The 308-nt window shown below is 43.5% G+C and carries 1 pseudogene; it reads left to right on the top strand.

Features of this window, described 5'->3' with window-relative positions:
* Positions 1 to 308 (top strand): annotated as a pseudogene (locus tag FC85_RS11795) (MFS transporter); the annotation flags it as partial.

Consider the following 308-nt stretch of genomic DNA (forward strand, 5'->3'; position numbering starts at 1 on the left):
ATTGCCAACGTCAAATCGATAATGGCCATTATTTTAATTTGGATTATTGCGGCGGCGGCTGAAAATGCAATTGCGGCGGCAATTTATCCGCAGATTTCTGATCGGGTTGCGCCAAAATGGCGAGGAACTGTTTCAACATTTTATGGTGTTGGATTTACGATTGCTCAACAAGGGTTTGCGCTATTGGCTGCTCAATTCCTGGGGAACGTCAAGGTTGGTATTTACGTTATGGCTGGTTGCACGGTTGTATTAGCCATCATTCACGAACTCTTGATTCAAGAAAAAGGCAACCTTGATGAACCAAAAGT

The organism is Lentilactobacillus diolivorans DSM 14421 (genome assembly GCF_001434255.1).
In the GTDB taxonomy this organism is placed as follows: Bacteria; Bacillota; Bacilli; order Lactobacillales; family Lactobacillaceae; genus Lentilactobacillus; species Lentilactobacillus diolivorans.